Raw genomic sequence first — 20555 nt, 5'->3', positions numbered from 1 at the left:
CATGACTGACACGACCGTTCCCTGTTGCGACGAGTACGCCGCGATCTCGCGCCGCGGGCTCTTCGCCGGCGCCCTCGCCCTGGCCGGCGCCACCACCGCCGTCGGCAGCGCCGTCATCACGGCGTCCCCGGCGTCGGCCGCGAGCGCGGCCTCCGTGCTGGTCGTCGTGTCGCTGCGTGGTGCCGCCGACGGGCTGTCCCTCGTGGTGCCGCACGCCGACCCGGTCTACTACACGGCCCGCCCGCGCATCGCCGTACCTGCTGACCGGCTGCTCGCCAAGGACGCCATGTTCGGGCTGCACCCCAACATGACTGCCCTCCTGCCTCTGTGGGACGCCGGTCAGGTGGCCGCGGTGCACGCCACCGGGCTGCCGGTCGCCAACCGTTCGCACTTCGCGGCCATGGAAGAGGTCGAGGACGCTGACCCCGGGTCGAGCCAGCGCATCGGCTGGCTCAACCGGCTGGTGGGCACGACCGCGGGCACGCACCCGCTCCAGGGCTTCGGTGTCGGCACCGTGCCCACCGCCCTCTACGGGCCAGGCAAGTACATGTCGGGCAGCAGCGTGAAGAGCGTGGAGGTGCCGGGTGCCGACAAGGAGGGCCGGCGCAAGCTGTCCCTCGAGACCTTGTGGGCAAACGAGAAGGGCGGGCTCGGCACCAGCATCCGCTCCGTCTTCACCGCCATCGACGCCTTCGACCCGGCACAGGTGGCCCTCGACAACTCCAAGACCTACCCGGGCAGCGACCTGGGCCGGGCGCTCTCGACCGCCGCCCGCATCATCCGGGGCGACGTCGGCGTCGAGGTGATCACCGTCGACCAGGGTGACTGGGACATGCACACCGGCATGGGATCGGCCGACGGCGGCTGGATGGCCGACAAGGCCAAGGACCTCTCGAGCTCCATCGCTGCCTTCATGGCCGACCTCGGCCCGCAGGCGCCGAAGGTCACGCTGCTCACGATCAGCGAGTTCGGCCGCCGGGTCGTCGAGAACGACGGCAACGGCACCGACCACGGGCACGGCAACGTGATGTTCGCCGTCGGAGCCGGCGTCAAGGGTGGCTACCACGGCCGCTGGCCGGGGCTGGCCAACACCTACGACGCCGACCTCGCGGTGACCACCGACTACCGCAACGTCCTGGCCGACGTCGTCGAGGCCCGGTTCGGAGCCTCCTCCGCGACGGTGTTCCCGGGACTCAAGCGCAGTCGCGTCGGCTTCATGTAGCCCATCCCGTGGCGCGCCCCCTTCCGCTCAGGTGTGACACCAGCCATAGTCGGGGGCGTTGTCTGACCAGCGGAGGAACTTGTGGCATCGACGGACACCGGCGTGACCGGACCCACCAGGGCACAGATCCCGGAGAGGACACTCCGAGAGGACCGCTGGTGGCTCGCGCCGCTGGCGACGTTCGTGGTGTTCGCCGTCGGAGCCGGCGTCAAGGGTGGCTACCACGGCCGCTGGCCGGGGCTGGCCAACACCTACGACGCCGACCTCGCGGTGACCACCGACTACCGCAACGTCCTGGCCGACGTCGTCGAGGCCCGGTTCGGAGCCTCCTCCGCGACGGTGTTCCCGGGACTCAAGCGCAGTCGCGTCGGCTTCATGTAGCCCATCCCGTGGCGCGCCCCCTTCCGCTCAGGTGTGACACCAGCCATAGTCGGGGGCGTTGTCTGACCAGCGGAGGAACTTGTGGCATCGACGGACACCGGCGTGACCGGACCCACCAGGGCACAGATCCCGGAGAGGACACTCCGAGAGGACCGCTGGTGGCTCGCGCCGCTGGCGACGTTCGTGGTGTTCGCCGCCTTCGTGGTCTATGCGACGGTTCGCGCCTTCATGGGCCGCGACTACTACGCGTCGCCGTACCTCTCGCCGTTCTACTCGCCCTGTCTGGGCGACTGCGTGGACGGCGCGTCCGACTTCGGCCAACCCTTCAAGGCGTTCCCGCTCTCGGCGGCGCTGATCATCTTGATCTTCCCGCTGGGCTTCCGGATGACCTGCTACTACTACCGCAAGGCCTACTACCGGGCGTTCTGGTTCTCGCCGCCCGCGTGCGCAGTCGCCGAGCCGCACAAGGCCTATTCCGGTGAGACCCGCTTCCCGCTGATCCTCCAGAACATCCACCGCTGGTCCTGGTACGCCGCGATCGCGGTCGCGTTGATCCTGAGCTTCGACGTCGTGCTGGCGTTCCGCAACGAGGACCACGAGTGGGGCCACATGGGCCTCGGCACGCTGCTGATGCTCATCAACGTGGTGCTGATCTGGCTCTACACGCTCTCGTGCCACTCGTGCCGGCACGCGGTCGGCGGGCGGTTGCGGCACTTCTCCAAGCACCCGGTGCGCTACCAGCTCTGGACGTGGGTCTCGAAGCTCAACGTCCATCACGCCAGATATGCGTGGTACTCCCTGTTCTCGGTGGCACTGGTCGACCTGTACGTCTACCTGCTGGCCACCGGCGCGATCGACGACGTGAGGTTCTTCTGATGGCTCGCCACGAGATGACCGGCAACGAGATGTCCGGGAACGCGGAAGGTGGCATGGAGCGGCACCAGTACGACGTCGTGGTGATCGGCGCCGGCGGTGCCGGTCTGCGCGCCGCGATCGCCGCCCACGACGCCGGCGCCAAGGTCGTGATCGTCTGCAAGTCCCTGCTCGGCAAGGCGCACACCGTGATGGCCGAGGGCGGCATCGCTGCCTCGATGGGCAACGCCTACCCCGAGGACAACTGGGAGGTGCACTTCCGCGACACCATGCGCGGCGGCAAGATGCTGAACAACTGGCGGATGGCCCAGCTGCACGCCCAGGAAGCGCCCGAGCGGGTCATGGAGCTCGAGGACTGGGGCGCCCTCTTCGACCGCACCGACGACGGCCTGATCTCGCAGCGCGACTTCGGTGGCCACAAGTACGCCCGGCTCGCCCACGTCGGTGACCGTACCGGCCTCGAGATGATCCGAACCCTCCAGCAGCGCGCCGTACAGCTCGGCATCGACGTCTTCATGGAGTGCACCGTCACCGACCTCTTCAAGCAGGGCGACAAGATCGCCGGGGCGTTCGCCTACCGGCGGGAGACCGGCCGGTTCATCGTGTTCGACGCGCCCAGCGTGATCCTCGCGACCGGCGGCATCGGCAAGTCGTTCAAGGTGACGTCCAACTCGTGGGAGTACACCGGCGACGGCCACGCGCTGGCGATGCGGGCTGGAGCCTCGCTGATCAACATGGAGTTCGTGCAGTTCCACCCGACCGGCATGGTCTGGCCGCCTTCGGTGAAGGGGCTACTGGTCACGGAGTCGGTGCGCGGCGACGGCGGCGTCCTGAAGAACTCCGAGGACAAGCGGTTCATGTTCGACTACATCCCGGAGTTCTTCAAGAGCGAGACGGCCGACTCGATCGAGGAGGCCGACCGTTGGTACGACGACAAGAAGAACAACCGTCGACCCCCCGAGCTGCTCCCGCGCGACGAGGTCGCCCGGGCGATCAACTCCGAGATCAAGGCCGGTCGGGGCACCCCGCACGGCGGTATCTACCTCGACATCGCGTCGCGTCGTACGCCGGAGTTCATCCGCAAGCGGCTGCCGTCGATGTACCACCAGTTCAAGGAGCTGGCCGACGTCGACATCACCGCGGAGCCGATGGAGATCGGCCCGACGTGCCACTACGTGATGGGCGGCGTCGAGGTCGACGCCGACACCCAGGAGAGCGCGGTGACCGGGCTCTACGCCGTCGGCGAGTGCTCGGGCGGCATGCACGGCTCCAACCGGCTGGGCGGCAACTCGCTCGGCGACCTGCTGGTCTTCGGCAAGCGTGCAGGTGAGGCCGCGACGGCGTACACGAGCTCGCTCGGTGCTGACCGGCCGTTGGTCGACGACTCCCACGTGAAGACCGCGCAGGCGAGTGCCTTGGCGCCGTTCGAGGTTGACGGCGGCGAGAACCCGTACACGATCCAGTCCGACCTGCAGCAGTCGATGAACGACCTGGTCGGCATCATCCGCACCGCCGGCGAGCTGGAGCAGTCGCTGGAGGAGATCGAGGCGTTCAAGGTGCGGGCTGCGTCGATGGCGGTCGAGGGGAACCGGCAGTACAACCCCGGCTGGCACCTCGCGCTCGACCTGCGCAACATGCTCATCGTCAGCGAGTGCATCGCGAAGGCGGCCCTGGCCCGGGAGGAGTCGCGCGGCGGCCACACGCGTGACGACTTCCCCGGACCCGACGCCGAGTGGGGCACCAAGAACCTCATCGTGAACCTGAACGACGAGGGCACCGGCGTCGACCTGCGCGAGAAGCCTCTGCCCCTGATGCCCGACGAGCTGAAGACGTACTTCGAGGAGAAGAGCTGACATGGCCTACGACCTGAAGATGCGGATCTGGCGCGGCGACGCCGACGGCGGCGACCTCGGCGACTACACCGTCGAGGTGTCCGAGGGCGAGGTCGTGCTCGACGCGCTGCACCGGGTGCAGGCCACGCAGGCCGGCGACCTCGCGATCCGCTGGAACTGCAAGGCCGGCAAGTGCGGCTCCTGCTCGGCCGAGATCAACGGCAAGCCCCGGCTGCTGTGCATGACGCGGCTCAGCGACTTCGCGGAGACCGACACGATCACGGTCACGCCGATGCGCTCGTTCCCGGTGATCCGCGACCTCGTGACCGACGTGTCCTACAACTATGAAAAGGCCAAGGAGCTGCCGTACGCCGAGCTCGTCCCGCGCGACGCCGACGGCAAGCGCCGGATGGCGCAGATGGACGTCGAGCGCGGACAGGAGTTCCGCAAGTGCATCGAGTGCTTCCTCTGCCAGAACACCTGCCACGTCGTGCGTGACCACGAGGACAACAAGCCGGCCTTCGCGGGTCCGCGCTTCCTCCTGCGGTACGCCGAGCTCGACATGCACCCGCTCGACACCCACGACCGACGGGCACTGGCCCAGGACGCAGCCGGCCTCGGGATGTGCAACATCACCAAGTGCTGCACCGAGGTCTGCCCCGAGGGCATCAAGATCACCGACAACGCGATCATCCCGATGAAGGAGCGCGTGGCCGACCGCAAGTACGACCCGCTGGTGTGGTTGGGCAACAAGATCGGGATTCGCAACAAGGACTACGAGGGGCGCAAGGAGGTCTGAGCGTCGGCGCGCACTCCGTGCTCCGAGGCGGCCACCAGCTTCGTGATCTGGCGGACGACCAGGATCGCGAGCACGGCGCTGGCGATGACGAGGACCGAGCTCATCACCTCGGCGTCCGCGGCGGACGCGAGCTTCTCGCCGTACTCACGCGGTCCGAGGTCGGGGTCGTCGGGCCACATGCGTGCCGTGACGCGGTCGCTGATCGACGACGCCACCCACAGGACCCACCAGACGACCTGGGTGCCCGTCCCGAGGCTCAGGGGTCCTCGGACGCCCCGGCGGATGTCCGTGACCATCTGGTAGGGACGCCACAGGTTCAGGACGGGGACGAACCAGCCACCGATCGCCCATCCTGAGCTCCGCTCGAGGTACGCCGGTTCGACACGGTCGCTGCGATGGGCCTGGTAGAGCCAGGTGATGAACAACATGCCGGTCAGCAACAGCATGTCCAGGGGACCGAAGGTGCTGACGAGGATCAGAGTGTCGGAACGCTCGGCGTCCGAGAGGTCGACCTGGCGAGGAGCGTCGGCGAACTGGCGTCCGACGGAGGCGATGAAGCGGTCGGCGGCGATGACGCCCACCCACGTGATCACGCACAGTCCGAGCATCACCTGGGTGCCGGTGGCCAGCCGGAACCAGTCCTTCCCGAGTGGCGGACGCCGGACCTCGACCGCCATCGGCGTGGTCCGTTCGGTCCACCGGACGCCGTCCCACCACCGGAGCAGGCCAGGTTGCTGGTTGTCGGGGTACCACCCCGCCCGAGAGTCAGTCATCCCGGGATTATGAGGGACGAAGACCTCGTGCGACAGCCAAAGCCCGGATTCACGTGGAGCGGCAGGCTGGCGATCGTCGCCGCGGTTTCGACACCCTCGAAGCGCTCACAAGTGCGGAAACCGGTCAGGAAGTGACCGGATTGGCTCCTAGGCTGAGGTCATGGACATGAAACTGGAGCTGGTGATGGTGCCCGTGACCGACGTCGATCGGGCCAAGGAGTTCTACGTGAAGGTCGGCTTCGTGGCCGATCACGACCAGACGGTGAGCGAGGAGATCCGCTTCGTGCAGCTGACGCCGCCCGGGTCGGGCTGCTCGATCGCGATCGGCCGCGGCCTCACCGAGATGGCCCCCGGATCGCTCGACAACCTGCAGATGGTGATCGCCGACGCCGACGCCACCCTGGCCGACCTCCGCTCGCGCGGGGTCGAGGCGGAGGGCGTCGACGAGCAGGCGTGGGGCCGGTTCGTCTCGTTCGCCGACCCCGACGGCAACCGCTGGGCGTTGCAGGAGCTGCCCGACTACTCGAAGCAGGGCTGACCGGCCCGAGTGCGGTACGCAAGTGTCAGCCAGTGACCCGGAGGTGCCGCACTGAGGCGGAGTGGGGTGCGCCGAGTACCTCGTCGTAGATCGCGTCGAGCTCGGTGCAGGCGTCGGCCCAGTCGCGGGTCGCGGCAAGCTCACGCCCGCGTTCACCCAACAGTCGGCGCTGCCGGTCACCGGCCACGGACTCCACGGCCCGGCGAAGGGCGCGCGGGTCGCCCGCGTCGTACGTCAGTCCGGTCTCGAGGGAGCGGACCAGCCCGACCACGCCGCCCGCGTGCGGCGCGACGACGGGGACGCCGGATGCGGCGGCCTCGCGGTGCACGTGGCAGCAGGTCTCCTCGGTTCCGGGATGCACCAGTACGTCGAGCGAGGCGAGCGCGGTGGCGAGCTCGCCGGTCTCGAGTGCGCCGGTGAACTTCGCGCCGGGCAGGTGGGCCTGGAGCCAGGCGCGCTGCGGTCCGTCGCCGATCACCACGAGGCGGATGTCGGGCATGCCGGCGAGCTCGGCGAGGCGACGTACGCCGTGGCGCTTGTGGAGGCTGCCGGCGTAGCCCACCACGACGCGGGGGCCGGGAGCCGACTTCGACCGCGCCCACTTCTGGTGGAGCCAGTCGTCGCGCAGGCTCGGCGCGAACGCCGCTGTGTCGACACCGGGCTGCCAGACGCTGGCGTCGACGCCGAGGGCGGCCATCCGGTCGGCCATCCACCGGCTCGTCACGACGAGGCGGTCGGCGGGGCCGGGGACGTGTGACATCGGGGAGTGCTGCACGAGGAGCGTCGGCAATCCAAGCCGGCCAGCGTGGTCGAGGGCACGGCGGCCCAGCGCACCCGGGCTCGTCACGTGCACCAGGTCAGGTCCGAAGCCGGCCAGCGCATCGCGCACCTGCCGACCACGCCGGGGCGGTGCGATCCGGACCACCGGCATCGATCGGTACGACGTCAGCCCGGGTCCGGGTGCGACGAGCAGCACGTCGTGACCGGTGTCGACGAGGTGGTCGGCGACGTTCTTCAGCGTGGTGGTCGTGCCGTCGACGGCCGGGTAGAACGACTCGGTGACCAGCGCGATCCGGCGTGGCGTCATGTCGCCACCGTGCACGCGGCGTACCAACCGGACGCGGCCACCCGATGACGCCGGGATGAACACGGAACCGGCCCCCCGGTGCTGGAAACGTCACACTCGGTGGTGGCGGGGAGTGCCGCTGCCTATTGTTCGCAGCATGAGTGGCCTCAAGGAGCCCGAGGAGTTCGAGCCTGAGCAGGGTTCGCTCCGACTGGCTTCCCCCGATGACAACGCGACGACGGCCGACTGGGAGAAGGCGACGGCCGCGGTGCTCCGTAAGGCCCGCCGCCTCGGCGACGACGATCCCGACGACCTGGTCTGGCAGAAGCTGACCCGCACCACGCTCGACGGCATCGACGTGCCGCCGATCGGCAGCCGCGAGCTCGCCGGGCGTACGACGACCTCGGGGCGGCCGACGCGCGCTGGGGACTGGGACATCCGCTCGCAGGTCACGGTGGTCGAGGAGAGGGCCACCAATGAGGAGATCCTGGTCGACCTCGACCAGGGCGTGACCTCGCTCTGGCTCGACCGAGTCGACGGTGTCGACCTCGCGGCCCTGCTCGACGGCGTACTTCTCGACCTCGCTCCGGTCGTGCTCGACGGCCACGGCGACGACACGACCGCGGCCGCTCGGGCCTTCATCGAGGTGCTGGGCGACACGACGCCAGCCGACGGCACCAGCCTCGGCGCCGCATGGGACGACGACCAGCTCGTCGACGTCGCCCGTCTCGCCCTCGACGCCGGCACCCTGGCTGTGGTCATCGACGGAACGACCGTGCACGACCGCGGCGCCTCCGACGGGCAGGAGCTCGGCTGGTCGCTCGCGGCAGGCATCGCCGCGCTGCGCACCCTGACCGACGCCGGCATCGAGCTCGACGAGGCGCTGGGTCTGATGGAGTTCCGCTACGCCGCGACCGACGAGCAGTTCCCGACCATCGCCAAGCTGCGTGCGGCCCGCCGGCTCTGGGCCCGGGTCGTCGAGCTCTCGGGTTCCGAGCTCACCCAGCAGCGTCAGCACGTCGTGACGAGCCGGCCGATGATGAGCGCGTTCGACCCGTGGGTGAACATGCTGCGCACCACGGTGGCGTCCTTCGCCGCAGGGGTCGCCGGGGCCGACTCGGTAACCGTGCTGCCCTTCGACTCCCCGCTCGGGGTGCCCGACGCGCTCGGCCGCCGCGTCGCCCGCAACACCTCCAGCCTGCTGATCAGCGAGTCACACGTCGCCCACGTCGCCGACCCGGCGGGCGGCGCCTACGCGGTCGAGAAGCTGACCGACGACCTCGCCCACGCCGCCTGGGCCGAGCTCGGCCGCATCGAGGCCGACGGGCTCGATGCCCTCGACGCCCGCATCGCCGCGGTCGTCGCCGAGCGCGACGACCAGATCGCCCACCGGACCCGCCCGATCACCGGGCTCAGCGAATTCCCCAACCTCGGCGAGAAGCTGCCCGAACGTTCGGCGTACCCCACCCCTCACGACGTACGACGCTACGGCGCCGCCTTCGAGGACCTGCGCGGCCGACCGGCCGATCGCCCGGTCTTCCTCGCCACGATGGGCACCGTCGCCCAGCACACCGCGCGGGCGACGTTCGCCGCCAACCTCTTCGCGGCCGGTGGGGTGACCGCCGAGCCGGCGGGGGCCACCACCGGTGTCGACGACCTCATCGCGGCGTACGACGGCCAGCAGGTCGCCTGTCTTGCGGGCACCGACGCGGCGTACTCCGAGTGGGGCGCGCAGGCCGTGCGGGCCTTGCGTGACGCGGGTGCTGCCTGGGTCATCCTCGCGGGCAAGGGCGACGTCGGCGCCGACGACTCGTGTGCGGTCGGCGTCGATGCGCTGACGTTCCTGGCGACAACGAGGGAGAAGCTGGCATGAGCATCCCGAAGAGCTTCGCTGACCAGCCGCTGGAGAGCGAGGGTCTCGATACGGTCGCTGGCGCTCCCTACTCGACCGACGAGAACAACGCCTGGGCGGCTCCCGAGGGCATCGACATCCTCCCGGTCTACGGCCCCGAGCACCTCGAGGGCCTCGACGCGCTGGACACCTGGCCCGGGCTGAGCCCGTTCCTGCGCGGGCCCTACCCGACGATGTACACGACCCAGCCGTGGACGATCCGGCAGTACGCCGGTTTCTCGACGGCCGAGGAGTCCAACGCGTTCTACCGGCGCAACCTCGCGGCCGGCCAGAAGGGGCTCAGTGTCGCGTTCGACCTGGCCACGCACCGCGGCTACGACTCAGACCACCCGCGGGTGCGCGGCGACGTCGGCATGGCCGGCGTGGCCATCGACTCGATCTATGACACCCGGACCCTCTTCGACGGCATCCCCCTCGACGAGATGTCGGTGTCGATGACCATGAACGGCGCCGTGCTCCCGGTGATGGCGCTCTACATCGCCGCGGCCGAGGAGCAGGGGGTGAAGCCGCAACAGCTCATGGGGACGATCCAGAACGACATCCTCAAGGAGTTCATGGTCCGCAACACCTACATCTACCCGCCGCTGCCGAGCATGCGCATCATCAGCGACATCTTCTCGTTCACCGCCGAGAAGATGCCGCGCTTCAACTCCATCTCCGGCTATCACATCCAGGAGGCAGGAGCGACGGCCGATCTCGAGCTCGCCTACACGCTGGCCGACGGCGTCGAGTACCTCCGGGCCGGCCTCGACGCGGGCCTCGACATCGACCACTTCGCGCCCCGGCTGAGCTTCTTCTGGGCGGTCGGCATGAACTTCTTCATGGAGGTCGCGAAGATGCGCGCGGCCCGGGCGTTGTGGGCCCGGCTGGTGCGTGAGTTCAACCCGCAGAACCCCAAGTCGCTGAGCCTGCGCACGCACTGCCAGACCAGCGGCTGGTCGCTCACCGCGCAGGACGTCTTCAACAACGTGCAACGCACCTGCATCGAGGCGATGGCCGCCACCCAGGGCCACACCCAGAGCCTGCACACCAACGCCCTCGACGAGGCGATCGCGCTGCCCACCGACTTCAGCGCGCGCATCGCCCGCAACACCCAGCTGCTCCTCCAGCAGGAGAGCCGCACCACCGAGATCATCGATCCGTGGGCTGGCAGCTATTACGTCGAGAGGCTCACCCACGACCTCGCCGAGCGTGCGTGGGCGCACATCGTCGAGGCCGAGGAGGCCGGCGGCATGGCGAAGGCCATCGAGCAGGGCATCCCGAAGATGCGCATCGAGGAGGCTGCCGCCCGCACCCAGGCGCGCATCGACTCCGGCGCACAGGCCGTCATCGGCATCAACACCTACCGCCTCGCCACCGAGGACAAGCTCGACGTGCTCCGGGTCGACAACGACGACGTCTACCGCCAACAGATCGCCAAGCTGGAGAGGCTGCGCGCCGAGCGCGACGACGACGACGTACGACGCACGCTCGAGGCGCTGACCAACTCCGCCGACCGCGGGGCGAGCAAGGGCAGCCTCGACGGCAACCTGCTCGCGCTCGCCGTCGACGCGGCCCGGGTGAAGGCGACGGTCGGTGAGATCTCCGACGCCCTCGAGAAGGTCTACGGCCGCCACCAGGCCACGATCCGTACGATCAGCGGCGTGTACCGCGACGAGTCCCGCTCCGGCGTCGGCCACCCGCGCGTCCAGGAAGTGCTCGACGCGACCGAGAAGTTCGAGGAGGAGGAGGGCCGTCGCCCTCGCATCCTGGTCGCGAAGATGGGTCAGGACGGCCACGACCGCGGGCAGAAGGTCGTAGTGACGGCGTTCGCCGACCTCGGCTTCGACGTCGACGTCGGGCCGCTCTTCTCGACGCCCGAGGAGGTCGCCCAGCAGGCGATCGACGCCGACGTGCACATCGTCGGTGTCTCCAGCCTTGCTGCTGGTCACCTGACCCTGCTGCCCGCTCTCAAGCAGGCGCTCGCCGACCAGGGCCGGCCCGACATCATGGTCGTCATCGGCGGGGTGATCCCGCCCGACGACGTGGAGACGCTCAAGGAGATGGGCGCCGCCGCGGTGTTCCTGCCCGGCACGGTCATCGCCGACTCGGCGCTCGACCTGCTGGCGAAGCTGTCGACCCACGAGTGATGGCGCGTCCCCAGGTCGATCCTGCCGAGCTCGCCGCGGGAGTGCGTGAGCGCAACCGGGCTGCGGTCTCGCGCGCGATCACGCTGGTGGAGTCGTCGAAGGTCGAGCACCGGGTGCTGGCGCGTGAGCTGCTGGCGTCGCTCGGGTCCTCCACTCCGTCGTGCATCCGCGTCGGCATCTCCGGCGTCCCCGGCGTCGGCAAGTCGACGTTCATCGAGGCCCTCGGCACCCACCTGACCTCACAGGGGCATCGGGTCGGCGTGCTCGCGGTCGACCCCTCGAGCGTGCGCACGGGCGGCTCCGTGCTCGGCGACAAGACGCGGATGGCCAGGCTCGCCGTCGACCCCGACGCGTTCATCCGGCCCTCGCCCGCCGCGGGCACACTCGGGGGAGTGGCCCGGGCCACGGCGCAGGCGATGGCGGTGCTCGAGGCGGCGTCGTACGACGTGGTGCTGGTCGAGACCGTCGGCGTCGGCCAGTCGGAAGTCACCGTCGCCGGCATGGTCGACACGTTCCTCTTCCTCACCCTGGCCCGCACCGGCGACCAGCTGCAGGGCATCAAGAAGGGCATCCTCGAGATCGCCGACGTCATCGCGGTCAACAAGGCTGATGGCGACCGTGAGGGCGAGGCTCGGTCCGCCGCGCGCGAGCTGGCCGGTGCGTTGCGCCTCGTGCACGGCAAGGGGGAGTGGGCCCCGCCGGTCGTCACCTGCTCCGGACTCACCGGCACCGGTGTCGAAGACGTGTGGCAGCGGGTGCTCGGCCACCGCGAGCACCTGACCCTCGACGGGCTCGCGACCAAGCGAGCCGAGCAGCAGCTGGACTTCACCTGGGCGCTGGTCCGCGACGAGCTCGACCAACGCCTCCGGCGCTCCGCCGGAGTCGCGCGGGTGCGCCAGGAGGTCCGCGCCGCCGTGCTCTCCGGCGAGCTCGCCGCACCCGCGGCCGCCGACCTGATCCTCGCGGCGTACGACGAGCGCTAGGCGGCCTGGAAGAACTCGTCGAGGAGCCGGTAGAACCCGATCCGCTCCGGGTCGACCCGGTCGGCCCGCTGGTGGTTGCCCAGGAATGCTGCGGCACGGTCCGGTCCGAATGCGGGGTTGATGGGCGCCTCGAGACTCCGGGTGACTGGCGCCAGGTCCTGGTGTGTGTCGGCTACGCCGAGCCGGCCGACGTCGATGATCCCGGTGACGAGGTACGTCGCCGGATCAACCAGGACGTTCGGGAGGCATACGTCTCCGTGGCACACGACCAGGTCGCCGGCTTCGCGTCTAGCCATCTCGTCGGTCGAGGCGAGCAGCTCGGTCAGCAGGTCGGTGGCGGTGCGGCCGCGCCGTACGTCGTCGAAGTCGTCCTCATCGACGAGCCCGGCCTCCACGTGGGACCGGGCAGCGGTGATCGTCGTCGCGAGCCTTCGGTCGAAGGGACAGTCGTCGGGGTCGAGCGCATGCAGCCGTCAGATCGCGTCACGCAACGCCTCGACACCGCTGAAGGTCGCGTCGGGCGGAACGTCGCAGACCGGAACGCCCGGCACCGCACTGGTCACGAGCGTCGGCCTCTCGCCGTCAAGCCAGTCCAGCACCCGCGGAGCGGGCAAGTCGACGGCGGTCAGCCACCCCAGACGGTCACGTTCGTAGAGGAGCTCGAATGCGGCGTGGTCTGCGCGGGCCGTCTTCGCGTACGCCGTCCCGTCGGGACTGTGGCGGACATCGGTCTCGCTGCAGCCATGTTCGACTGGCGTCCCCTCGGTCAGGTCCGCGGGCCCATGAAACACGGTGTGGCCTCGCCTCTCTCTCATGTAACGCGGAGTTAGGGACACTGGGACCCCCGCAGACCGGGATCCCAGTTGACCTAACTCCGCGTTACATGGAGCCACAGCGGCACGAGCCCGAAGTCCGGTCTGCGTGCTCCTCGTCCGCTGGGAGGGCGGGGGCTCTAACCTAGAGAGCAATGTCCGCCCCTTCAGTTCAGCCCCGCGACGCCGCGCGCGTCATCGCCGAGCTCGTCGACAAGTACACCGACCAGCTGAACGGGCTGCGCCGCGACCTCCACGCCCACCCCGAGCTGTCGTGGGGCGAGGATCGCACCTGCGACCAGGTCGTCTCGCACCTCGAGGGCACCGGCTGGGACGTACGACGACTCGACGGCGGCGGCGTGATCGCCGACCTCGGCTCCGGTGACGGGCTGGTCGCACTGCGCGCCGACCTTGACGCGCTGCCGGTCGACGACCTCACCACCGACCCGTGGGCGAGCACCGTGCCCGGGGCCGCGCACGCCTGTGGCCACGACGTACACACTGCCGGCCTGGTGGGGGCCGGTCTGGCGCTGGCAGAGGTGGGCCGCGCCGGGCTGCTGTCCGGACGTGTGCGTCTGCTCTTCCAGCCCGCCGAGGAGGTCATGCCCGGCGGCGCGCTGCACGTGATGAACTCGGGCGGCCTCGACGACGTCGACCACATCTTCGGCCTGCACTGCGATCCGACGCTCGACGTCGGCCAGGTCGGCCTCCGGGTCGGGCCGCTCACCGGGGCCGCCGACGCGCTCTCGGTGCGGCTCTCCGGCAAGGGCGGCCACACCTCCCGGCCGCACCTGACCGAGGACCTCACGTTCGCCCTCGGCAAGGTCATCACCGAGCTGCCCGCGATCCTGTCCCGCCGGCTCGACCCGCGCGCCGGCGTCAGCGTGGTGTGGGGCCGGGTGCGTGCCGGGTCCGCCCACAACGTCATCCCCGGCACCGGCGAGGTTGCCGGCACCGTCCGGATGCTCGACGCGGTCGCCTGGGCCGATGCCGAGCACATCGTCCGCACCCTGATCGGCCAGATCGTCGCGCCGTACGGCGTCGTGGCGGAGACCACCTACCAGCGCGGCGTGCCGCCCGTGGTCAACGGACCGCACCCGACCAAGGTGCTGGCGACCGCTGTCGAGTCGGTGCTGGGGTCGCGGGGCCACGTCTCCACGACCCAGAGCCTCGGCGGCGAGGACTTCGGCTGGTACCTGGACCGCGTGCCCGGTGCGATGGGCCGGCTAGGCACCCGCACGCCGGGAGGTCCGACCTACGACCTGCACCAGGGCAACCTGCGCGTCGACGAAGGCGCGACGGCGATCGGCGCCCGCGTGCTCGCCGAGGCAGCCGTGCTGGCTCTGACGCGCTGACGCCGAACCGGCGGGTCACTGTGAGATAACGGTTGGCCGTGGTGCTACGCGATCGGGGTTACGGGGTATTAGATTGGCGCGACGTGCGCCGCGGTGGCGCTCTCACTAAGCACAGAGATCAGGAGGCGCCGTGAAGAAGACGGCCCGTATCGCAGCCGTGATCAGCATCGCTGCACTCACCCTCGCCGGATGTGGCGATCGTCCGTCCGACGAGGCTTCGGACAACGAAAGCCCGTCGGCGGCCGAGAGCACGTCAGCCCCGGCAGAGAGCGTTGACTTCAAGGCCTGCATGGTGTCCGACTCCGGCGGCTTCGACGACAAGTCGTTCAACCAGACCTCCTACAACGGTCTGCTCAACGCGAAGACCGACCTGGGTGTCGAGACCGGCGAGGTGGAGTCCAACTCCGACTCCGAGTACGCCGACAACATCGACGCGCTCGTTGCCCAGGGTTGCAACTCGATCACCACGGTCGGCTTCCTCCTCGGTGACGCCACCGAGGCGGCCGCCAAGGCCAACCCGGAGATCGACTTCTCGATCGTCGACTACGCCTACGAGAAGCCGAGCGACAACCTCAAGGGTCTCGTGTTCGACACCGCCCAGCCGGCGTACCTCGCGGGCTACCTGGCCGCTGCACAGTCCGAGTCGGGCGTGGTGGGCACCTTCGGTGGCCTCAACATCCCGACCGTCTCCATCTTCATGGAGGGTTTCAAGCAGGGTGTCGAGAAGTTCAACGAGGACAACGACGGCGCAGTCGAGGTCGTCGGTTGGGACGGCAAGGACGGCACGTTCGTCGGCGGCTTCGACGACAAGTCCAAGGGCCAGTCGATCGCTGAAGGCATGATCCAGCAGGGCGCCGACGTGATCATGCCGGTGGCCGGTCCGGCCGGCCTCGGTGGCCTCCAGGCCGTCAAGGACGCCGGCGTCAAGGGCATCTGGGTCGACACCGACGGCTGCGAGTCCGCCGCCGAGTACTGCGACGTGCTCCTGACCTCGGTCGTCAAGGGCATGGACGTCGCTGTCGAGGAGTCCATCAAGGCCTCCGTCGACGGCGACTTCAACAGCGAGCTGTTCAACGGGACGCTCGAGAACGAGGGCGTCGGTCTGGCCCCGTTCCACGAGGCCGAGGGCGACATCTCCGACGACGTGAAGTCGCAGATCGAGGACCTGAAGGCACAGATCGTCGACGGCTCACTCAAGGTCGGCTGACCGCAGCCTGACCATCGGACGAACCGGTGAAGGCCGGGACGGGGAATGTTCCCCGTCCCGGCTTTCGCGTCCTGCTCTCGGACCCTAGTCTCAGACTCTCAGTCTCACGCCAGGGATCCAGTCGGTGATCCGCTCGCTACCAGTCCTCACCCAAAGCAATTCCTCAGGGGAGCCATGCACCTCGAGATCCGCGGCCTGACCAAGCGGTTCGGTTCGTTCACGGCCAACGACCACATCGACCTCACCATCGAGCCCGGCGAGATCCACTGCCTGCTCGGCGAGAACGGTGCAGGCAAGTCCACGTTGATGAACATGCTCTACGGGCTGCTCGACCCGTCCGAGGGCGAGATCCTCGTCGACGGAGAACCGGTCACCTTCACCTCGCCCGGCGACGCGATCGCCGCGGGCATCGGCATGGTCCACCAGCACTTCATGCTGGTCCCGGTCTTCACGGTGGCCGAGAACGTCATGCTGGGCCGCGAGCAGACCCGCGCCCTCGGCGTACTCAACCGTGGTGCGGCCGCCGGCCTGGTCACCGATCTCTCCCGTAGGTACAACCTTGCCGTCGATCCCCAGGCGCTCGTCGAGGAGATCCCCGTCGGCGTGCAGCAGCGGGTCGAGATCATCAAGGCGCTGGCCAACGACGCGAAGGTACTGATCCTCGACGAGCCCACCGCGGTGCTCACACCGCAGGAGATCGACGAGCTCATGGAGATCATGCGTGAGCTCAAGAAGACCGGCACCTCGATCATCTTCATCACCCACAAGCTGCGCGAGGTGAAGGCGGTCGGCGACAAGATCAGCGTCATCCGGCGCGGCAAGGTCGTCGGCACCGCGCCGCCGTCGACCTCCGAGGCCGAGCTGGCCGAGATGATGGTCGGCCGCGAGGTCAAGCTCAAGGTCGACAAGCCTGAGGCCAAGCCGGGCGACGTCGTATTCTCCGCCTCGGGCCTCACGGTCGTCGACGCGCGCGGAGTGCAGGTCGTCAAGGACGTGTCGTTCGAGGCACGCGCGGGCGAGGTGCTCGGCATCGCCGGCGTGCAGGGCAACGGCCAGACCGAGCTCATCAAGTCGCTCCTCGGCGTCATGAGGCCCGACGCCGGAGTCATCGAGCTGGCCGGCAAGAACATCAGCAAGCACGGCCCGCGGCAGAGCCTCGAGGAAGGCATCGGCTACATCCCCGAGGACCGCTCCCACGACGGGTACGTCGGCCCGTTCAGCGTGCGCGAGAACCTCGTGCTCGACCTCTACCGCAACGACGAGTTCTCGCGCGGCCCGGCGCTGCGTCTCGACGAGATCGAGAAGAACGCCAAGCACCGCATCGAGGAGTTCGACATCCGCACCGAGTCGATGGAGGCGCCGGTCGCGTCGCTGTCGGGCGGCAACCAGCAGAAGGTCGTTGTGGCGCGGGAGTTCTCGCGTCCCCTCAAGGTGCTGATCGCCTCACAGCCGACCCGCGGTGTCGACGTCGGCTCGATCGAGTTCATCCACAAACGGATCATCTCCGAGCGTGACAAGGGCACGGCGGTGATCATCGTGTCGACCGAGCTCGACGAGATCTTCGCGCTCTCCGACCGGATCGCCGTCATGTTCGACGGCCGGATCGTCGGCACCGTCTCGCCGGACATCGCACGAGAGGACATTGGCCTGATGATGGCCGGAGCCCACGACGCCGACGAGTCGGTGACCGCATGAGCGACGAGAAGACACCCGCGCCGAAGCCGGGTGCCGGCAAGGCCGACGAGAAGCCGGTCGAGGCCCGGAGCGCGCGACCCGGCGCGAGCTGGCTGCCTTCGGTGACCACGACACTGGTGGCCGTCGCGATGGCGCTGGTCATCGGCGCGCTGCTCATCGTCTTCAGCTCGCGCGACGTGCTCGAGACGATGCCCTACATCTTCTCCTACCCCCAGGACTTCTTCCGCGAGGCCGGCAGCGCCATCTGGTCGTCGTACGCCGCGCTCGTGCACGGGTCGGTCGGCAGTCCAGGAGCCATCGGCACCACGCTGGTGCGGTCGGCTCCGCTGATCTGTGCCGGCCTCGGCGTGACGCTGGCGTTCCGTGCCGGCCTTTTCAACATCGGCGCCCAGGGCCAGCTGCTGGTCGGCGCTCTCGCGGCCGGCTATGTCGGTTTCTCCTGGGACCTCCCGCCGGGCATCCACCTGCTGGTGGCACTGGTCGCGGGCATCGCCGGCGGTGCCTTCTGGGGCGCGATCGCTGGTGTTCTCAAGGCCCGCACCGGTGCGCACGAGGTCATCACCACGATCATGCTCAACTATCTCGGCGGGGCGCTGCTGCTCTACGCGCTGAGCAAGAACGCCTTCCAGCGTCCCAACAGTGACAACACCCTGTCGCCGCCGCCGAACAGCTCGGCCACGTTCCCCGAGATCGGCAACTTCCACCTCGGCGTCATCGTCGCGTTCCTCGCAGCGATCCTCGTGTGGTGGATCCTCGACCGCAGCAAGCTCGGCTTCGAGCTCCGCGCGGTCGGCGCCAACGCCGATGCCTCGCGCACCGCCGGCATGAACGTGGCCAACGTCTACACCGCGGCCATGGTGATCGCCGGTGGCCTCGCCGGCCTCGCCGCGACGATGGGTGTCCTGGGCCACCAGGACTCGCTGAGCCCGACGATGGCCGGCACCATCGGCTTCGACGCGATCACCGTCGCGCTGCTCGGTCGGGCCACCCCGCTCGGCACCGTGCTCGCCGGACTGCTGTTCGGCGCATTGAGCGTCGGCGGCGTGGCCATGCAGGCCAGCGCCGCCTCAACGCCGAAGGAGCTCACCGAGGTTCTGCAGGCACTCATCGTGCTGTTCGTGGCCGCGCCGGCGCTAGTCCAGGGCATCGCCCGGATGAAGAAGGTCGACGACGGGTCGGCGGTCATGGCGAAGGGATGGGGCTCGTGAGCGCAGCGAGAGAGCGGGGCGGCCCGCAGCCGGCTCGCGACCGCGAGCTTCCGCTCGACCTGCAAGTGAACGGAGCAGCTCGATGAGCACCGCAGTCATCAGTCAGGACGACATCGTCGACGTCCGCGACCGGGCCGACGTACGCCGGCAGATCAAGCTGGTCGTGGTCTTCGCGATCATCGCCGCGCTGCTGCTGTGGTTCGCGCTCGACATCAACGACCCCACGATCAAGTACCTCCTCGGCGCACGCACCAAGGACAACACCGGCAGCGAGATCAACGGCCAGAACGTCGCGTGGGGTGGCCTCGTCGTCGTCCTGGTGTGGATGGTCCTCGCGGCGCTGAACAAGATCCCGCGCGGCGTCTGGGGCGTGGTGGCCGGCATCACGGTCGGCATCGCGTTCTTCGGCGGGTTCATCGCCTGGCAGTACGCCGACCAGACCGGCGCCGGCAACTTCGTCTTCGCCAACCCGATGCCGGGCACCATCAAGCTGGCGACGCCGCTGATCTTCGGTGCCCTCGCCGGCTGCATGTGTGAGCGAGCGGGTGTCATCAATATCGCGATCGAGGGCCAGTTCCTCACCGCGGCGTTCTTCGCCTCGGTCTTCTCGAGCGCCTTCTTCAGTGCCGAGATGGGCCTCGTCGGCGGGATCCTCGCCGGCGTCGGGATGGCTGCCCTGCTGGCGGTCTTCGCAATGCGCTACCACGTCAACCAGGTCGTGCTAGGCGTCGTGCTGATCGCGCTGGCGACAGGTCTGACCAGCTTCTTGCTGAGCCAGATCCCCAATGACCTCAAGGAATACCTCAACGAGCCGTTGATCCTCGCGCCGATCGAGATCCCGGGCCTCTCCTCGATCCCGATCGTCGGGCCGGCCTTGTTCAACCAGACACTGCTGGTCTACCTGATGTACATCTCGGTCGGGCTGGTGAGCTTCCTGCTCTTCCAGACCCGGTGGGGCCTGCGCGTGCGGTCGGTGGGCGAGCACCCGAAGGCCGCCGACACCGTCGGCATCAGGGTCAACCGCATCCGCTGGCAGGCCGTCCTGTTCGGTGGCGTGTTCGCCGGTCTCGGTGGTGCCTACTTCACCGTCGGCTCGACCGGATCGTTCGACAACAACGCCTCGGCCGGCAACGGCTTCATCGCGCTCGCCGCGGTCATCATGGGTCGCTGGCACCCGGTCTACGCGTCGCTGTCGGCGTTGTTCTTCGGGTTCGTCTGGACGCTCCAGACGCAGCTGTCTTTCCTCGGCAAGATCCCGCCGGAGCTGCTGCGCGCGTCGCCGTACCTCGCGACGATCATCGCCGTGGCAGGGTTCGTGGGCCGGGTCCGCCCGCCGGCGGCCGACGGCGAGCCCTACGTGAAGAGCTGAGATGGCGGACGTCGACTGGGACGCGTTGCGCGAGGCCGCGACCGAGATCTCGGCGCGCGCCTACGCGCCGTACAGCAAGTTCCATGTGGGTGCCGCGGCGCTGGCCGACGACGGCCGGCTGCTGGTGGGCTGCAACGTCGAGAACGCGGCGTACGGCGTGACCCTGTGCGCCGAGTGCGGGCTCGTCTCGCAGCTCCATGCGACCGGCGGTGGGCGGTTGACCCACTTCATCTGCGTCAACGGGGCGGGCGAGGTGATCATGCCGTGCGGTCGTTGCCGGCAGCTCCTCGTCGAGCACGGTGCGCGCGACCTGCAGCTGATGACCGTGTCGGGTGTGCGCAGCATGGCCGAGGTGTTGCCCGATGCGTTCGGGCCCGACTATCTGAAGGAAGTGTGAGCAA

The 20555-nt window shown here is 69.1% G+C and carries 19 protein-coding genes; 15 read left to right on the top strand and 4 right to left on the bottom strand.

Going from position 1 to position 20555, the window contains the following annotated elements; all coding sequences use genetic code 11:
• Position 1 precedes the first annotated feature (1 nt).
• From H4Q84_RS08770 to H4Q84_RS08750, 5 genes are all read left to right on the top strand, one after another.
• On the top strand, positions 2-1222 hold the full coding sequence (locus H4Q84_RS08770; protein WP_248583007.1) for a DUF1501 domain-containing protein: 1221 nt from the start codon (positions 2-4) through the stop codon (positions 1220-1222).
• A 102-nt stretch (positions 1223-1324) separates the two neighbouring features.
• Positions 1325-1603 carry a hypothetical protein gene (locus tag H4Q84_RS08765; protein ID WP_248583006.1) on the top strand — a complete coding sequence of 93 codons (279 nt, stop codon included), beginning with the start codon at positions 1325-1327 and terminating at the stop codon, positions 1601-1603.
• 102 nt (positions 1604-1705) lie between these two features.
• Positions 1706-2479 carry a hypothetical protein gene (locus H4Q84_RS08760; RefSeq protein WP_248583005.1) on the top strand — a complete coding sequence of 258 codons (774 nt, stop codon included), beginning with the start codon at positions 1706-1708 and terminating at the stop codon, positions 2477-2479.
• Complete coding sequence (locus H4Q84_RS08755) at positions 2479-4329, top strand: fumarate reductase/succinate dehydrogenase flavoprotein subunit (RefSeq protein ID WP_248583004.1); 1851 nt, start codon at positions 2479-2481, stop codon at positions 4327-4329. The genes H4Q84_RS08760 and H4Q84_RS08755 overlap by 1 nt, the downstream gene beginning before the upstream one ends.
• Position 4330: 1 nt before the next feature.
• Positions 4331-5107 (top strand): succinate dehydrogenase/fumarate reductase iron-sulfur subunit, encoded by a 777-nt coding sequence (locus H4Q84_RS08750; protein ID WP_248583003.1) that lies wholly within the window; start codon positions 4331-4333, stop codon positions 5105-5107.
• Here the strand turns inward: H4Q84_RS08750 and H4Q84_RS08745 are convergent.
• Positions 5083-5880, bottom strand: coding sequence for a DUF4328 domain-containing protein (locus tag H4Q84_RS08745; protein WP_248583002.1), 798 nt, complete (start codon positions 5878-5880; stop codon positions 5083-5085). The two genes, H4Q84_RS08750 and H4Q84_RS08745, sit on opposite strands and share 25 nt — an antisense overlap.
• A gap of 160 nt (positions 5881-6040) precedes the next feature.
• Here H4Q84_RS08745 and H4Q84_RS08740 point away from each other — a divergent pair, with 160 nt between their 5' ends.
• Positions 6041-6418, top strand: coding sequence for a VOC family protein (locus tag H4Q84_RS08740; protein WP_248583001.1), 378 nt, complete (start codon positions 6041-6043; stop codon positions 6416-6418).
• 25 nt (positions 6419-6443) lie between these two features.
• On the opposite strand, the gene H4Q84_RS08735 is transcribed toward H4Q84_RS08740, so the two are convergent.
• The gene (locus H4Q84_RS08735) at positions 6444-7505 is read right to left on the bottom strand and encodes a glycosyltransferase (protein ID WP_248583000.1); all 1062 of its coding nucleotides are present in this window, start codon (positions 7503-7505) and stop codon (positions 6444-6446) included.
• A 136-nt stretch (positions 7506-7641) separates the two neighbouring features.
• On the opposite strand from H4Q84_RS08735, the gene H4Q84_RS08730 reads away from it, so the two are divergent.
• Genes H4Q84_RS08730 through meaB form a run of 3 tightly spaced genes read left to right on the top strand, consistent with a single transcriptional unit; the run spans position 7642 to position 12508 of the window.
• Complete coding sequence (locus tag H4Q84_RS08730; RefSeq protein WP_248582999.1) at positions 7642-9357, top strand: methylmalonyl-CoA mutase family protein; 1716 nt, start codon at positions 7642-7644, stop codon at positions 9355-9357.
• Positions 9354-11525 (top strand): methylmalonyl-CoA mutase, encoded by a 2172-nt coding sequence (gene scpA / locus H4Q84_RS08725; RefSeq protein WP_248582998.1) that lies wholly within the window; start codon positions 9354-9356, stop codon positions 11523-11525. The genes H4Q84_RS08730 and scpA overlap by 4 nt, the downstream gene beginning before the upstream one ends.
• Positions 11525-12508 (top strand): methylmalonyl Co-A mutase-associated GTPase MeaB, encoded by a 984-nt coding sequence (gene meaB, locus H4Q84_RS08720; protein WP_248582997.1) that lies wholly within the window; start codon positions 11525-11527, stop codon positions 12506-12508. Before scpA ends, meaB begins: the two co-directional genes overlap by 1 nt.
• Here the strand turns inward: meaB and H4Q84_RS08715 are convergent.
• Positions 12505-12978: a phosphotransferase gene (locus tag H4Q84_RS08715; protein WP_282580347.1), complete on the bottom strand. Its 474-nt coding sequence runs from the start codon at positions 12976-12978 to the stop codon at positions 12505-12507. The genes meaB and H4Q84_RS08715 overlap by 4 nt on opposite strands.
• A gap of 3 nt (positions 12979-12981) precedes the next feature.
• Complete coding sequence (locus H4Q84_RS08710; RefSeq protein ID WP_248582996.1) at positions 12982-13299, bottom strand: hypothetical protein; 318 nt, start codon at positions 13297-13299, stop codon at positions 12982-12984.
• Between the two features lie 176 nt (positions 13300-13475).
• On the opposite strand from H4Q84_RS08710, the gene H4Q84_RS08705 reads away from it, so the two are divergent.
• The 6 genes from H4Q84_RS08705 (at position 13476) to H4Q84_RS08680 (ending at position 20551) form a co-directional block, all read left to right on the top strand.
• Positions 13476-14675: an amidohydrolase gene (locus tag H4Q84_RS08705; RefSeq protein ID WP_248582995.1), complete on the top strand. Its 1200-nt coding sequence runs from the start codon at positions 13476-13478 to the stop codon at positions 14673-14675.
• Between the two features lie 130 nt (positions 14676-14805).
• The gene (locus H4Q84_RS08700) at positions 14806-15882 is read left to right on the top strand and encodes a BMP family ABC transporter substrate-binding protein (RefSeq protein ID WP_248582994.1); all 1077 of its coding nucleotides are present in this window, start codon (positions 14806-14808) and stop codon (positions 15880-15882) included.
• Positions 15883-16056: 174 nt separating this feature from the next.
• Positions 16057-17577: an ABC transporter ATP-binding protein gene (locus H4Q84_RS08695; protein ID WP_248582993.1), complete on the top strand. Its 1521-nt coding sequence runs from the start codon at positions 16057-16059 to the stop codon at positions 17575-17577.
• Positions 17574-18785 (top strand): ABC transporter permease, encoded by a 1212-nt coding sequence (locus H4Q84_RS08690; RefSeq protein WP_248582992.1) that lies wholly within the window; start codon positions 17574-17576, stop codon positions 18783-18785. Before H4Q84_RS08695 ends, H4Q84_RS08690 begins: the two co-directional genes overlap by 4 nt.
• An 82-nt stretch (positions 18786-18867) precedes the next feature.
• On the top strand, positions 18868-20154 hold the full coding sequence (locus H4Q84_RS08685) for an ABC transporter permease (RefSeq protein ID WP_248582991.1): 1287 nt from the start codon (positions 18868-18870) through the stop codon (positions 20152-20154).
• 1 nt (position 20155) lies between these two features.
• A complete protein-coding gene (locus H4Q84_RS08680) occupies positions 20156-20551 on the top strand; it encodes a cytidine deaminase (protein WP_248582990.1) in 396 nt (131 codons plus the stop codon).
• Positions 20552-20555 lie beyond the last annotated feature (4 nt).

This window comes from Nocardioides sp. InS609-2 (assembly GCF_023208195.1).
In the GTDB taxonomy this organism is placed as follows: domain Bacteria; phylum Actinomycetota; class Actinomycetes; order Propionibacteriales; family Nocardioidaceae; genus Nocardioides.
Note: the sequence above shows the minus strand (reverse complement) of the source record. Positions and strands in the feature narration are given on the sequence as shown.